Genomic DNA, 14,079 nt, shown 5'->3' with positions numbered 1-14,079 from the left:
CGATTGTGCGATTGATGCCAGCGGATTTCGGAGAGGGGTCGAGAATGTACGATACGGCGAACTTCGGCAGCGCGATTCAGTTGATCGTGTTCGCCGGCCTCACGGCCTTTGTCGGCGTGCTGACGTGGTGGAAAGTTCGCAGCGCCAGGCGCGACGGATCGGAAAAGGACGTCTACCTCGCGGGCAAGGGGCTGACGTGGTTCTTCGTGGCCGGTTCGATCACGCTCACGAACCTGTCGACCGACCAGCTTGTCGGCATGAACGGCAATCAGATGCTGCTTCTCGCGTGGTGGGAAATTGCCGGCTTCGTTGGGCTGATGGCCCTGGCCTTCGTTTTCGTACCGCTTTACTACCGCTACAATTGCACCACCGTCACCGAACTGCTTGAGCGCCGCTATGACGGGCGTTCGATCCGCACGCTGATTTCGGGCATATTTCTCGCCGGCAATATCCTCATCTACCTGCCCGCAGCGCTGTATTCGGGCGGCCTGTTCCTGCAATCGCTGTTCGGAACCGGTATTCCGCTGATCGTTTTTTCGGTCGGACTGGCGCTGATCGGTGCGGCGTACACGATCTTTGGCGGACTGCGGGCCGTGGCCGTAATGGACACGTTCTCCGGCATCGGAATCCTGTTCCTGGCGCTGGTGATCGTGTTCCTCGCCCTGGCCGCGGTCGATTTCGACATCGTTACCGGCGTGCCCCCCGAACGGTTGACCATGGTGGGCGCAACCGACAGCCCGATCCCCTTCCACACGCTGTTTACGGGCATGGCCTTCATCCAGATATTCTACTGGTCGACCAACCAGAACATCACCCAGAAGGCGATGGCCGCGCCAAACGTCAAGGAAGCGCAAAAGGGCGTTTTCGTTGCCGCCGCCATCCGCATCCTGGTGGTCCCGCCGATCGTGGTGGTGCCCGGGGTAGTTGCCTACAAGCTGTTCGGCGATGTGGGTGATGCCGCCTATGGCCGGCTGGTCGCCGAAGTGCTGCCAAGCTGGCTGTCCGGTGCCTTTGCGGCAATGGTTGCCGCCGCGGTGATCACCACCTTCAGCGCAGTGCTGAATTCCACCGTCGCGCTGTATTCGGTCGACTTTCACGAACAATTCGTGGGCAAGGTCCAGAACCACTGGAAGCTTGGTGCGGTGATGAGCACGCTGGCCACGGCGATGGCGATCATGCTGGTGCCGATGTACCAGAACGCGGACAGCATCATCAATCTGCTCCAGCAGCTGAACGGGCTGTCGTCCATGCCGATCCTGTCGGCCTTTATCGTCGGCTTGCTGTTCCGCAATGTCGCGGCGCGATCGGCCATCGCGGGCGTGGTGTGGGGCATCGGGCTCTATGCGGCATACACCTTCAACGATGGCTTTTCGGGCGCTGTCGGCCTCCATTATATCGACTTCATGGTCATCACGCTGTTCACGTCGGTCGCGGCGGCGCTGGCGTTCAACCGCGTGGCTCTTGGTCGGCGTGCCGAATGGATCGGCCTCGCGCTGTTCCGCGGGGCCGAGGAGGAAAGGGCCCGGGCATGAGCGACGCGTCGCTGATCGCGCTGCATGGCCCGGAATGGAGCCTTGTTCTCGAGCAAGGCCCCCGCCCGGTCCCGGTGTGGCGTCATCTTGGCGCGCGGGTCGATGCCGGACGGCTGCCGCCGCTCGCGGATTTGCGGGGCAGCGCCACGTTCTCGCTCGATGGCGATTACGCAATGGATGCCTTTCCCGTCCCCGGCCTCGGCTGGTTCGGGCCGTCCGCGCTGACGGTGGGCGATGCAGAAGGCGCGTTGATCCCCGTGTCCTTCGACACGTGCACGGTCGATGATGGGGAAGACCGGCTGGTCCTGCATGCCCGGGACAGTCTTTCGCGGATCGCCGCAACCGTGTGCTTTCGCAGGCTGTCGAGCGGTGCGCTGGAAGTTTCCACGGCCATCACCAACGAGGGCACACGGCCCATCGCGGTCGACCGGCTGGCCAGCGCGATTTTCCCGCTGCCGGCATCGTCGCAGCAGATCGTGTCATGGCGCGGCCGTCACAACGCCGAACTTGCCGAATGCCGGGAGGCCATGCCCGAGCATGGTTGGTCCCGCGAAACGCGCAGGGGGCTAACCGGCCACGGCGGGCCGTGCGGCTGCTATGTTCTGGGCAAGGATGCCGGCTGGCATTCGGGCCTTGCCATCGCCATGCAGATCGCCTGGTCGGGCGATTCAAGGATAGGCATCGAGCGTGACGATGAAGGGTTCTGGACCTGCATGGCCGAAGCGGTCCTGCAGCCCGGCGAGGTCCGACTTGCGCCGGGAGAAGGGTTTTCAGCGCCAACGCTGCTGGTGGCGATTTCGTCAAACGGCCGCAACGAGACCATGGCGCAGATGCACGGGGCGCTTGGCGAAAGGATCGCATGGGCGGGCGGCGCGATGGCACCGCGTCCGGTTCATCTCAACAGCTGGGAAGCGGTCTATTTCTCGCACGATGAGGCACGCATCGGCGCGCTTGCCGAAGCGGCGGCCGGGATCGGGATAGAGCGTTTCGTCCTCGACGATGGCTGGTTCAGGGGGCGCGATCACGATCGGGCGGGACTGGGCGACTGGACGCCCGACGTTCGCAAATATCCGCGGGGCCTGAAGCCTCTGGCGCAAAAGGTCCGCGGGTTGGGAATGCAGTTCGGCCTGTGGGTCGAACCCGAAATGGTCAACCCCGACAGCGATCTCTACCGCGAACATCCGGACTGGGTCCTGGCGCTGGAGGGGCGGGACCGGCCTACTGCGCGCAACCAGCTGGTGCTCGACATGCGGCGCGCCGATGTGCGCGATTACCTGTTCGCCTGCCTCGACGCGCTGCTCGGCGATGCGCCGATCTCCTATTTGAAATGGGACCACAACCGCGATCACGCGCCATCGGGCGGCGCCGCGCAGGTTCACGGCGCGTACGCCTTGCTGGAACGCCTGCGCGCCGCGCACCCCGATGTCGAAATCGAAAGCTGCGCGGGCGGCGGGGGCAGGATCGATGCCGGTATCGCTGCCTACACGCACCGCTTCTGGACCAGCGACAATATCGACGCCGTGGCGCGGGTTCCGATGCAAAGGGGCTTCCTTGCCTTCATGCCGCCAACGGTCATGGGGTCGCACGTCGGTGCCAGCCCCAGCCATGCCACGGGGCGCGCCCAGTCGCTCGATTTTCGCGCCGCAATTGCCTGCCAGGGCCATCTTGGGGTCGAACTCGATCCCGCCGCGATGGAACCCGACGACCGCGAAAAGCTGGCCCGCTGGATCGCGTTCTACAAACAATGGCGCGGCGTGATCCATGGTGGCCGCGTGGTGCTGGGCGAAGCGGATGACGGGCTGGTCTGGCAAGCGCAGGGCACTGCGGATGAAATGGTGCTGTGGCTGATACGGCGCGATCACGGTGCCAACCGCCGCGCGCAGCCGGTTGTGCTGCCGTTCGCACAGGCGCGCGACTGGGACGTGCAGCTGCTGCGTCATGCAGGGCGCAGCGGCGTGTTGACCCCACGCGCGGCGCCCGGCGTTGCGGCCATGCGCGGGGCACCCCACCGGTTCAGCGGCAGCTGGCTGGCAACCGCCGGACTACCGGTTCCCGCTCTCGCCGCGGAAAGCGCGTTGATCTATCACCTGAAGGCTGCGCCATGACCCATGCCGATTTCCCCCACCGCCGCCTCAACCGCCTGACGGGCGAATGGGTGCTCGTCAGTCCGCAGCGGATGAAACGCCCGTGGCAGGGCGAGACGAAACCTGCCGCCAGCGTCGAGCGGCCAGGCCACGATCCCGACTGCTATCTTTGCCCCGGCAACGAACGGGTCGGCGGCACGCGGAACCCCGATTATGACGGTGCCTTCGTTTTCCCGAACGACTTTCCCGCCCTGCTGCTGGAACCCGGCGGCGATCGCCGGGACGGCCTGCTGCGCGAAGAGCCCGCATGCGGAGAAGCGAGGGTCATCTGTTACGCGCCCGACCATTCGGCCACGCTGGCGCGGCTGGACCACGATGCCCGGCGCGCGGTGATCGACGGCTGGTGCGACCTTTCGGCCAGTCTCGGCCACAAGTGGGCGCATGTGCAGATATTCGAGAACAAGGGTTCGATGATGGGCGCATCATCGCCGCATCCGCACGGCCAGGTCTGGGCAGGCGATTTCGTGCCGACGCTGGTCGCGCGCGAGGATGGTTGCCAGCGCGCGCATTTCGATCAGCACGGCTCGGTCCTGCTGGAAGATGTCATCGCTGCCGAACAGGCCGACGCGCGGCGCGTGGTTGCAGACAATTCGCATTGGCTGGCGGTCGTGCCGCACTGGGCCGCCTGGCCCTTCGAAACGCTGGTCATCGCAAAAAACGATGTACGCAGGCTGGAGGAGCTGACGGGTCCGGCCCGCGATGCGCTGGCCGAAATTCTGGGCACGCTGCTACCGGCCTACGATGCGCTGTTCGATACCGATTTTCCCTATTCGATGGGGTGGCATGGCGCGCCGCATGGATCGGGCGAGGGTTGTGCCCATTGGCGGCTGCACGCCCATTTCTTCCCGCCCCTGCTGCGTTCGGCGGAAATCCGCAAACACATGGTGGGGTACGAGCTGATGGCCGAAACCCAGCGCGACCTGACCCCCGAGGCGGCGGCCCAGCGCCTGCGCGAGCTGGCCGAATGAGCGACCGACTGAAAGAAAAGGCCGCAAACCTGTTCGCGGCCCGGTTCGGTTCTGCACCGCAAGGGGTCTCGTTCGCGCCGGGCCGGGTCAACCTGATCGGCGAACATGTGGATTACAACGATGGCCTCGTGCTGCCGATGCCGGTGCGCGAAGGAACCGCCGCCGCGTGGTCGAAGGGCGATGTTGACCGGTTCGAGGTCGTGGCCGCCGATTTCGGGCAAGAGGATCGTTTCCCGCTGGCCCCGGAAAAACCCGGAACGATCGACTGGCGGTCCTACGTCCGCGGGATGATTGTCAGCTGCGGCCTTGCCCGTTCGGGATTGCGGATGGTGATTACGGGGGACCTTTCGCGGGGATCGGGGCTTTCGTCTTCGGCATCGCTGTGCATTGCCGTGGGGCGGGCACTGGCCGATGCGGTCGGTGCCGATCCGGGTCCGGCCGATCTTGCGAAGGCGGCGCAGCGCACCGAACACGAATGGGCCGGTGTCGCCTGCGGGATCATGGACCAGATGGCGGTCGCTGCCGGGCAGGCCGGTCATGCCATGCTGCTCGATTGCCGCGACCTTTCGTTCGAGCAACGCGAAGTGCCGCAGGACTGGGCCGTGGCGGTGACCGAAAGCGGTGTGAGCCGCGGGCTTGTCGATGGCGAATACAACACCCGCCGCCGCCAATGCGAAGCTGCAGCGGCGGCGTTGGGCATCGGATCGCTGAGGGATGCCAGCGTGCATCAGGTCGAAGCATCGGCGCTTGACGGCGTGACCCGCCAGCGCGCGCTTCACGTCGTCGCCGAAATCGCAAGGACGCGCGCCGCAGCGGCCGCTCTGGCTGCGCGGGATCTTGCCGCGTTCGGGGAAATCCTGCGCGCAGGCCACGCATCGCTGCGCGATCTGTTCGAAGTGTCCGTGCCAGCGGTCGATACCGTGGTCGACGAATTGCAGCAGGCGATCGGCCCCATGGGCGGCGCGCGGATGACGGGGGGCGGCTTTGGCGGCGCGGTGGTCGCGGTATTCGAAGCGGGCCGAATGGCCGATCTGGAGCGCGCCTCGGGCCGGACCTTCCTGCGCGTGCATTGACCGCATAGGAGGGTTCCCATGGAAAACGGCAACAGCAGCAAGGCGCGAAGCTGGCGTTTCGCGATCGACCGGGGCGGCACATTCACCGATGTGGTCGCAACCACGCCCGATGGCCGCCTGGTCACCGACAAGCTGCTGTCCGAAAACCCCGATATTTACGCCGATGCCGCCAGCGAAGCGGTGCGCCGCCTCATGGATCGCCACGGTGCCGGCCCGATCGACGAAGTGCGGATCGGAACCACTGTCGCCACCAACGCCCTGCTCGAACGCAAGGGAGAACGGCTGGCGCTGGCGATCACGCGCGGCTTTGGCGATGCCTTGCGCATCGGTACCCAGGCGCGGCCCGAGATTTTCGCGCGCCATATCGTCCTGCCCGAGCAATTGCCCGCGCGCGTGTGCGAAATCGTGGAACGTGTCTCCGTCTCGGGCGAAATCCTGACCCCTCTCGACGAAGCACGGGCGCGTTCCGATCTCGAGGCGCTGCGGCGGGATGGGTTCGATGCGCTTGCCATAGTCTTCATGCATGGCTGGAAGTATCGGGACCACGAAGTGCGGCTGGCCGCCATCGCGCGCGAAATCGGCTTTGGCCAGGTCAGCGTCAGTCACGAGGTCGCGCCGCTTATCCGGCTTGTGCCGCGCGGCGATACTACGGTGGTGGATGCCTATCTGTCGCCGGTGCTGCGGCGCTACACCGACACCTTGCAGGCCAGCCTTCCCGAAACGGGCCGGCTGCGCTTCATGCAGTCCAACGGCGGACTGGCCGAAGTCGGCGCATTTCGGGGCAAGGATGCAATCCTTTCGGGCCCTGCCGGCGGCGTGGTGGGCATGGTCGCGGCGAGCGAGCCGCTGGGTTACCGCAAGCTGATCGGTTTCGACATGGGCGGGACCAGCACCGATGTCGCGCATTACGCCGGCGGGTACGAATTGACGGGCGACAGCGTGGTGGCGGGGGTCCGCGTGGCTGCCCCCATGATGCAGATCCACACGGTGGCGGCGGGCGGCGGGTCGATCTGCCGGTTCGACGGGTCGCGGTTCCGCGTCGGCCCCGAAAGCGCGGGCGCCAATCCCGGCCCTGCCTGTTACCGCAAGGGCGGCCCGTTGACGGTCACGGACTGCAATCTGTTTCTTGGCCGGATCGACCCCGCCTTCTTCCCCAGCGTTTTCGGTCCGGGCGGAGACGAACCGCTGGAAGCCGGCGCGGCGACCGCGCGGCTGGAAGGAGTGGCGGCGGCAATGCCGCACGCACCATCGCTGGAAGATATCGCGCAGGGTTTCCTCGCGATCGCGGTCGACAACATGGCCAACGCCATCCGCAAGATCAGCGTGGCGCGTGGGCACGATGTAACGGAATATGCGCTCGCCTGTTTTGGCGGTGCGGGCGGGCAGCACGCCTGCAAGGTCGCCGATGCGCTGGGCATGGAAACGGTCCTGGTCCACCCGCTGGCGGGAATCCTGTCGGCGTACGGGATCGGGATTGCCCCGGTTAAGGCCATCCGCGAAGTGAGCCTGGTGCGGCCACTGGGCGAAGAATTTGCCGATGAACTGGCCACGCTCGAAAACGAGGCATGCGCGGCCTTGGTCGAACAGGGTTTGAGCAGGGACGCCATTGCGCTGGACCGCCGCGCCCGACTGCGCTTCGAAGGAAGCGACAGCGTGATCGCGGTCGAATGCGGCGATGCGGGCGCCATGGATGCCGCGTTCCGCGCGCAGCACCGACAGCGGTTCGGTTATTCGGACGCAGAAGCGCGCATTATCGTGGAGGCTCTAAGCGTCGAAGCCAGCGGTTCATCGGGTGGCCTTGTCCACGCCGACGCCGCGCCCGAAACCGTTGCCGAAACCGCCGCCCTTCTTCCGGGCGACTGGCCCGTCCGCTCGCGCAACGCGCTTTCACCGGGCGATAAGGTCACTGGCCCGTCGCTGATCATCGACCCGGGATCGACCACGGTGATCGACAGCGGTTGGCAGGCGCAGTTGGCACCGGACCGAAGCCTGCTGCTTGCGCGCACCGCTCCGCTTAAACGGGACCGTGCGGTCGGCACCACGGTCGACCCGGTCCGGCTGGAGATTTTCAACAATCTGTTCATGGCGATCGCCGAGGAGATGGGGGTCGTCCTTCAGTCCACGGCGACGTCGGTCAATATCAAGGAACGGCTCGATTTTTCCTGCGCCCTGTTCGATGCGGCCGGCAATCTGATCGCCAACGCGCCGCATATCCCCGTTCACCTCGGGTCGATGGGCGACAGCATCGCGCGGGTCATCGAGGCGCGCGGCGAGAGGAGAGACGGCCGCGGCATCCGGCGCGGGGATGCCTATGTCCTCAACGATCCCTATCGCGGTGGAACCCACCTTCCCGACATCACCGTGATCGTCCCAGTCTTTTACGGGGAATCGGGCGACGAGGCGGATGCGTTTGTCGCGGCACGCGGCCACCACGCGGACATCGGCGGCATCGCGCCGGGATCGATGCCGCCCGAGAGCCGCACCATCGAAGAGGAGGGGGTGCTGATCGACAACCTGCTCATGGTGGAAGACGGCGTGTTTCGCGAAGCCGCCGTGCGCGCGGTGTTGGCCCAGGGCACATTTCCGGCACGCAATCCGGACCGCAATCTTTCGGATCTGCGCGCGCAGCTGGCCGCTTGCACACGCGGGGCGGAATTGCTGGTCCAGGCGGCAAGCCAGCAGGGCCGCGCCGTGGTCGATGCATACATGGGCCATGTCCTCGCCAACGCGGAAGAAAGCGTGCGGCGTCTGCTCGATCGGCTTGATGACGGGGCCTTCACCTATGCCATGGACAACGGCGCACAGGTCTGTGTTGCCATTCGCATCGACCGCAAGAACCGATCGGCCGTGTTCGACTTCACCGGCACGAGCAGCCAGTTGCCGGACAATTTCAACGCCCCGCGTTCGATCACGCGGGCAGCGGCGCTCTATGTGCTGCGGACGCTGGTGGACGATACCATTCCCATGAACGACGGATGCCTGCGTCCCGTGCAATTGGTCGTTCCAGACGGTTCGATGCTCAACCCGCGCCCGGGTGCTGCCGTGGTGGCCGGCAATGTGGAGACGAGCCAAGTCGTGACCGACGCGTTGTTCGCCGCCACCGGCCGCCTCGCGCCATCCCAAGGCACGATGAACAACTTCACCTTCGGCAACGAGGCGCACCAATATTACGAAACGATCTGCGGCGGTTCGGGCGCCGGCCCCGACCATGACGGGACCAGCGCGGTGCAGACCCACATGACCAACAGCCGCCTGACCGACCCCGAAATCCTCGAAACGCGGCTTCCGGTCAGGCTCGAGGCTTTCGCCATACGGCCCGCTTCCGGCGGCAGGGGCGCGCATTGCGGCGGCAACGGGGTTGAACGGCGGATCGCGTTCCTCGAACCCATGCGCGCCAACATGCTGGCCAACCGGCGCCGGATACCGCCTAAAGGAATTTGCGGCGGCGGCGATGCCGCACCCGGCCGCAATTGGGTGGAGCGTGCCGATGGCACGTGCGAAACGTTGGGGGCGACGGGGTCGGCGCAGATGCATCCGGGGGACACATTCGTGATCCTGACACCGGGCGGCGGCGGTTACGGGGAGGAAAGGCGATGAATCACTGGCCGCTGCTGGGTATTGCGCTGGTCGTTTTCGGCTTTGCGCTGCGGTTCAACCCGCTCTTCGTTGTGGCGTTTTCGGCCCTGGTCACGGGCGTCCTTGCCGGTCTGGATCTGGTTTCCGTGATCGAGGCACTGGGCAAGGCGTTCAACGACAACCGTTACATCAGTGTCACGTGGATCATCCTGCCGGTCATCGGACTGCTCGAACGGTATGGCCTGCAGCAGCGCGCTCGCGCCCTGATCGAAGGCGTGCGGGGGGCGACGATGGGCAAGCTGCTCGTGCTTTATCTCGCGTTTCGGCAACTGACGGCGGCGCTCGGCATGAAGGATATCGGCGGCCACCCGCAAGCCGTGCGCCCGCTGGTTGCGCCCATGGCGCAGGCGGCGGCGGAAAAATCGCATGGCGAACTGGCCGAGGACGAACGCCAGAAGGTGCTGGCCATGGCTGCCGCAACCGACAATGTCGGCCTGTTCTTCGGCGAAGACATATTCTTCGCCATCGCTTCGATCCTCCTGATCCAGGCGGTGTTCGAAAGCGCGGGGTATCCCCTGACGCCGCTGCAATTATCCGTCTGGGCCATCCCCACCGCAATCTGCGCCTTCCTGATCCATGGCAGCCGTATTCTCGCCCTCGACAGGCGATTGGGCAAAGCGGCGGCGGGAGGGGGCGTGCGATGATCACGTACGAATGGCTTTACGTCCTTGCCGGGGCGTTCTTCGCGATCTGGTCGGCGCTCAGCCTGCGCGACAGGCGATGGGGCAACGGCGCGTTCTGGGCGCTGCTGGCCGCCAGCTTCCTGTTGGGCAGCCATGTGTCCGACATCGTCAACGGCCTGCTGGTTCTGGCCATGGTCGCCATTGCCGGCGCAGGTGGACTGAAGCGCAGCGATCCGCCGACCACTTCGGCGGGGCAACGGCTGGACTTTTCCGCCCTTCTCGGCAACCGGCTTTTCGTCCCGGCGCTCATCGTCCCGATCACCGCGGTCGCGGGCACGCTGCTCTACAATTATACCCCGCTGAACGAGACAGCGCTGTTCGAGGAACGGCGCGAGACGCTGATCCTTTTCGGGATCGGGGTCCTGTTCGCGCTGGCCGCAGCCATGGTCTGGCTGAAGCCACCCATTCTCGCCCCCGCCGAAGAAGGGCGGCGGTTGCTGGATTCAATCGGCTGGGCCGCGATCCTGCCGCAGATGCTGGCCGCCCTTGGGGCGGTGTTCGCGCTTGCCGGGGTGGGGGACATTATCGGCACCGTGGCAGGCGGCATAATCCCGCAAGGCAGCGTTTTCGTGACGGTGGTTGTCTTCGCGCTTGGCATGGCGCTGTTCACGATGATCATGGGCAACGCGTTTGCCGCGTTTCCCGTGATGGCGGCTGCCATCGGAATTCCGCTGCTGGTGGAACAGTACGGCGGCAACCCGGCCGTGATCGGGGCAGTCGGTATGCTGGCCGGTTTCTGCGGGACCTTGATGACCCCGATGGCGGCCAATTTCAACATCGTGCCGGCGGCCTTGCTTGAACTGAAGGATCAGAACGGGGTAATCCGGCAGCAGATCGGAACGGCGGTGCCGCTGTGGGTGTGCAATGTTGCAATCCTCTATGTGGGGGCCTTCCTGTTATGGAACTGACGCAAGACATCGGCGCCAATTTCGCCCGCATCGCGCTGGGCCATGTGGCGCGCGAATACCCGCACAAGCTGGATCACGCGATGGGCGAAGATACCGATGTCCTGCCGCCGCGCGCGCTGCATCCGGTGTTTTTCGGCAGCTTCGACTGGCACAGCTGCGTGCATGGCTGGTGGACGCTGCTCACGCTGCGCCGCTTGTATCCCCGCATGGCCGAGGCGGGCGAGATTACCGGGCTGGCCGACGCCACCTTTACCGAGGAAAAGCTGGCACGCGAACTGGCCTATCTCGAACGGCCGCTGTCCCGCGGTTTCGAACGTCCTTACGGGTGGGCCTGGCTGCTTTACCTCCATCTGGAGACCGAGCGGCACCTGGACCGTGCGTGGGGCACCCGGCTGGAGCCGCTCGCCCGTGCCTTCGCTTCGCGCCTTGGCGATTATCTGCGCGTGCTGACCTATCCGATCACCGTGGGCACGCACTTCAACACCGCGTTTGCACTGGTGCTGGCCCACGAATGGGCGATGCGACACGATACCGGGCTTTCGGCCGCTATCGAAGGGTGGGCCGAACAGGCGTTTGCCGGGCGTAGCGATTACCGCGGCTGGGAACCCGGCGGGGACGAATTCCTGTCCCCGGTGCTGACCGCGGCCTTGCTGATGAGCCGCATCCGCGACCGGTCGGATTTCACCCCGTGGCTCGAAGCCTTGATTATCGATGACGGATGGATGGAAAGGAATTGCGAACCGGTGTTCGTTTCCGACCGCAGCGATGGCAAGATCGCTCATCTCGACGGGCTCAATCTCAGCCGTGCATGGTGCCTGTCGGGCCTGTCGCGCGCACTTTCGCCGCACCCGCAGACCGATGCGATGGATGCCCTCGCCACGCGCCATCTGGACAGCGCCCTGCCGCATGTCGCGGGCGATTACATGGGCGAACACTGGCTCGCCAGCTTTGCCCTGCTGGCCCTTTTGGCCGATTGATCAGCCAGCTTTTCCGATCTGGAAAGGCAGGGTGACGCCCGCAGGGACACGGCCGGTGGTCATCGCGTCGGCAACCGCCTGGGGCACGAATATTTCGCCCACCTGGACGCGCTTTTCGCTCATCCCGATGCGGATTTCATACGCGCCCTCGGCCACGACAAGGCGGGCCTGGGCATCGTATTGGCCCAGTTCCGCTGCGCCTAGTTCGAAGGTCATGCGACCCTTGCTGCCCGCGGGCAGCAAGATACGCCGGAACCCGCGCAGCACGGGCTGGCCCGGCTGCCCCGGCGCGTCGCTGCGACGGATGTACAGCTGAAGCAACTGGCTCCCGTCAAGCTCGCCCACGTTGCGTATGGTCGTGCTGGCGACAACCCGATCGGCGCCCAGCTCAAGCGCGAAGTCCGTCTGCGCGAAATCGGTGTAGGACAGGCCATGACCGAACGGCAGGCGCACTTCGCCATCGCGCGTACGCATGGAATAGGGAAGGCGGGCCACAGGTTCGGTTTCGCCGGTGAGGATTTCTGCGATGGCATCGCCCGACCGGCTGCCCAAAAGCCCGGCGTGAACGACGCAAGGCAGCGGCTCGCCGCCAACATCGGGGTCAATGGGCCGCGGGCCGAGGGTGACCAGAATCACGTTGGGATTGGCGGCGCGCAGCGTTTCCAGCAACGTGCGATGCGCTTCGCCCAGCGGCGCTCCGGGGGTGCCGACCACATCGCCCAGCGTCACGATCACGGTGCGCGAACGCTTGGCCGCTTCGCCCGCCATGCCGATTGCCATGCGGTCTGCATCGATCATGCGATCGATTGCCGCCGGCCCGTGCCGCAGGGCCAGGCCGGGGACGAATTTGTGCACGATGCCCAGCGCATCCAGCCCGTCGACGAGGCTGGAAGCTTCGCCGTGTTCGCCGCCCATCGGCAGGGACCGGTCGCTCGCCGCCGTGCCGACCAGCAGCAATTCGCCGGAATCCACGGTTAGCGGCAGCATCAGGGGGCTGTTGCGCAGCAGGATGATCGATTTGCGCGCCAGATTGAGCGCCGGATCTGTGGCGCTGCGCGAAACCGCCGTCTGCTCCCGCTGCGGTTCGAAGGATGAGCGAAACAGGCCGAGATCGAATTTGGCGCCGAGCACGCGTCGCACCGCGTCGTCCAGCATGGCGCGCGATATGCGTTCGCTCTCGCACGCAGCGACAAGCCGTTCGACCGACAATCCGACAAATCCCGGGGCGGGCAGATGTTGTCCAGCCAGTTCGGCCATCAAGGCCCAGTCGGACAGGCCGATGCCATCGTATCCGCCGGGATGGGTGAGAAAGGCGAAGGGATCGCTTTGAGCGGTGTAGCCCTGCATCGCTTCGCGCGACGCGCGTTCCAGCGCAAGGCTGGCAGGGTCCGCTTCCTTGAGCGCGGCGAGGATCAGGCGCACGCGTTCCTGGTGGTCTGCCGCCAGGCTGCCGCCCTGCGCCGTGCGACCATCGCCTGGTGCCGCGGACAGCTGGAGGCAGGCGAGGATCTGTCGCCGCCGCGATCGGTCGCCCGACTGCAGTCCCAGGATGCGCGCAATGGCGTGGCGTTCGGCCAGATGCGCCGCTTCGCCGCTCGATTGTTCGAAACCCGATTGGGCCAGATAGCTGCGGGTCGCGGGCGACGGCGCGAGCGACCAGTTTACGCCCAGCGCAGCGGCCTCTTCGGCAACGAGCCGTTCGGCGGCCTCGATCGCTTCGGGGTCCCAGCTGGCAGCCGCGCTTACCGGCGCGGGAATGGTGGTTCGAAGACCTACGCCGGTGTCGGCCAGGATGAAGAGGGGGATGCCAAGGCGTGTTTCCTCGATCGCGATACGCTGCAAATTCTGAGCGTAGGCCTGCGTGATCGGCCCTACTACACCGCTGAGGAGACCGCGTCGCAACTGGTCGTGGAACGGATCGTCTTCGCCCGGTGACGCTTGCGGAGCCAGGGCCAGCTGACCGGCCTTTTCCTCAAGCGTCATGTAGGCGAGCAGATCCTCGACGAATCGTTCGCGCTCGGGCGCAGGATCGATGGGGCCGGACGACATCTCGAGCCCGTGATCGCCGAGAATGGTAAATATCCCGTTTGCACTGTCCCGGTTGGCGGAAAGCCTTTCTTCACGAGGCCCTAGAGCGCATTCGATTTACAGATATAAA

The 14,079-nt window shown here is 65.7% G+C and carries 9 protein-coding genes; 8 read left to right on the top strand and 1 reads right to left on the bottom strand.

Going from position 1 to position 14,079, the window contains the following annotated elements:
- The first annotated feature begins 44 nt into the window (after positions 1-44).
- Genes VR863_RS10705 through VR863_RS10670 form a run of 8 tightly spaced genes read left to right on the top strand, consistent with a single transcriptional unit; the run spans position 45 to position 11,921 of the window.
- The gene (locus VR863_RS10705; protein ID WP_324828454.1) at positions 45-1,532 is read left to right on the top strand and encodes a sodium:solute symporter family transporter; all 1,488 of its coding nucleotides are present in this window, start codon (positions 45-47) and stop codon (positions 1,530-1,532) included.
- Positions 1,529-3,637 (top strand): alpha-galactosidase, encoded by a 2,109-nt coding sequence (locus tag VR863_RS10700; protein WP_324828453.1) that lies wholly within the window; start codon positions 1,529-1,531, stop codon positions 3,635-3,637. Before VR863_RS10705 ends, VR863_RS10700 begins: the two co-directional genes overlap by 4 nt.
- Positions 3,634-4,644: a UDP-glucose--hexose-1-phosphate uridylyltransferase gene (locus VR863_RS10695; protein WP_324828452.1), complete on the top strand. Its 1,011-nt coding sequence runs from the start codon at positions 3,634-3,636 to the stop codon at positions 4,642-4,644. Before VR863_RS10700 ends, VR863_RS10695 begins: the two co-directional genes overlap by 4 nt.
- Positions 4,641-5,717 (top strand): galactokinase, encoded by a 1,077-nt coding sequence (gene galK / locus VR863_RS10690; RefSeq protein ID WP_324828451.1) that lies wholly within the window; start codon positions 4,641-4,643, stop codon positions 5,715-5,717. The genes VR863_RS10695 and galK overlap by 4 nt, the downstream gene beginning before the upstream one ends.
- Positions 5,718-5,735: 18 nt before the next feature.
- Positions 5,736-9,314: a hydantoinase B/oxoprolinase family protein gene (locus VR863_RS10685; RefSeq protein ID WP_324828450.1), complete on the top strand. Its 3,579-nt coding sequence runs from the start codon at positions 5,736-5,738 to the stop codon at positions 9,312-9,314.
- A complete protein-coding gene (locus VR863_RS10680) occupies positions 9,311-9,997 on the top strand; it encodes a DUF969 domain-containing protein (protein WP_324828449.1) in 687 nt (228 codons plus the stop codon). Before VR863_RS10685 ends, VR863_RS10680 begins: the two co-directional genes overlap by 4 nt.
- Positions 9,994-10,944, top strand: a complete 951-nt coding sequence (locus VR863_RS10675; protein WP_324828448.1) for a DUF979 domain-containing protein — start codon at positions 9,994-9,996, stop codon at positions 10,942-10,944. The genes VR863_RS10680 and VR863_RS10675 overlap by 4 nt, the downstream gene beginning before the upstream one ends.
- Positions 10,935-11,921: a DUF2891 domain-containing protein gene (locus tag VR863_RS10670; RefSeq protein WP_324828447.1), complete on the top strand. Its 987-nt coding sequence runs from the start codon at positions 10,935-10,937 to the stop codon at positions 11,919-11,921. The genes VR863_RS10675 and VR863_RS10670 overlap by 10 nt, the downstream gene beginning before the upstream one ends.
- On the opposite strand, the gene VR863_RS10665 is transcribed toward VR863_RS10670, so the two are convergent.
- Positions 11,922-13,970: a glycoside hydrolase family 3 C-terminal domain-containing protein gene (locus VR863_RS10665; RefSeq protein ID WP_324828446.1), complete on the bottom strand. Its 2,049-nt coding sequence runs from the start codon at positions 13,968-13,970 to the stop codon at positions 11,922-11,924.
- Positions 13,971-14,079: the final 109 nt, after the last annotated feature.

This window comes from Qipengyuania zhejiangensis (genome assembly GCF_035607565.1).
GTDB lineage: Bacteria > Pseudomonadota > Alphaproteobacteria > Sphingomonadales > Sphingomonadaceae > Qipengyuania > Qipengyuania zhejiangensis.
This window is presented reverse-complemented; position numbering and strand designations above follow the sequence as displayed.